This window comes from Alcanivorax sp. HI0083 (assembly GCF_001635175.1).
The window spans coordinates 1-1,331 of the sequence record NZ_LWFX01000078.1; the positions used below are offsets into that span (position 1 = coordinate 1).

2 protein-coding genes are annotated in these 1,331 nt (G+C 56.8%); one reads left to right on the forward strand and one right to left on the reverse strand.

The genetic code is table 11. The features are described 5' to 3' along the window. The coding region (locus A3754_RS00890) for an ion transporter (protein WP_063518606.1) at nucleotides 1–664 on the reverse strand (664 nt) is incomplete at its 3' end. 115 nt (nucleotides 665–779) lie between these two features. On the opposite strand from A3754_RS00890, the gene A3754_RS00895 reads away from it, so the two are divergent. Then, a partial coding sequence (locus A3754_RS00895) for an alpha/beta hydrolase fold domain-containing protein (protein WP_156496649.1) occupies nucleotides 780–1,331 on the forward strand: 552 nt, incomplete at its 3' end.

Below are 1,331 nucleotides of genomic sequence, written 5' to 3' on the forward strand. Positions count from 1 at the left end.
CGGCAATAATCGCGTAGCCGGTAATCATGGCCAGGGAAGCAATCAGCTTGCCGAACGGCGTCTGCGGTGAAATGTCGCCATACCCTACGGTGGTAATGGTCACGATGGCCCAGTAAATACTTTGCGGAATACTGGAAAAACCGTTCTCCGGGCCTTCCACCACATACATGAGGCTGCCGAAGATAATAATCACCACGAATACGGAGAACATGAACACCGCGATCTTGCGGCGGGTGCGCACCAGGGCGATGCCAAGCTGGTTGGCTTCGCCCATGAATTTGGCCAGCTTCATGACCCGGAACACGCGCAGTACCCGCAGCGCCCGGATGGTAAGCAGGTAATTGGAACCGGGGATGAACAGGCTCAGATAGGTCGGGATGACGGACAGTAAATCCACCACCCCGAAAAAGCTGCGTGCATAGCGCAGCGGTCGGTCGCTGACCCAAAGGCGAATGGCGTATTCCACCGTAAAAAGCAGAGTGAAAAACCACTCCGCCGCGTACAACAGCACGCCATACTCTTCACGGATGCTGGACACACTGTCGAGCATGACCGCAATCACGCTTCCCAGGATCGCCCCGATAAGCAGCACATCGAACAGCTGCCCGGCTGGGGTATCGGTACCAAAGATAATGTGGCGCCAGCGTTGCCGCAGGGTTTCCATATTTGCGCTGAATCCTTAACCATGGATGAACAAAGACGGGCTCATTGTGTCTTGTTCAGACAATGATGACCACTTAGGCTCAAACTCTCCACATTGCAGGCGGGTGGCCTGAGCCATGGCTGTTAACAACAAGAAATATTACCCGGCGTTGAGCTGGCAGGGAAAAATGATCAACCGGGCGATCAAGGGGGCGGTGAAACCGGTGATTAGCCGTATCCGTTTTACTCGCCGTTTCATGAAATTCTCGCAACTGGGTTTTGATACGGTGACCCTGGCGTTACCGGTCCCGTCATCAGTACATATCGCCCGGGCCCACATGGGCGGAGTGCCTGGAGAGTGGTTAATAGCTGGGCGCAATGTACGCAGTAATCGGGTGGTGCTGTACTTTCATGGCGGAGCCTATTTTTTCGGCTCGCCGCGTTCCCACCGGGCCGTCACCTGGCGTTTAAGCCGTGAATGCCGGGCCAAGGTGCTGGCGCTGGATTATCGTCAGCCACCCGACTGGGCGTACCCGGCGCCACTTGAAGATGCGGTGCGTGCCTACAAGGCATTGCTGGATACCGGGTACCGCCCGGAGCACATTGTGCTGGCAGGCGATTCCGCCGGCGGCAACCTTTCCCTGGTGACCTTGTTGCGCTTGCGCGAGCTGAATCTGCCATTGCCGGCG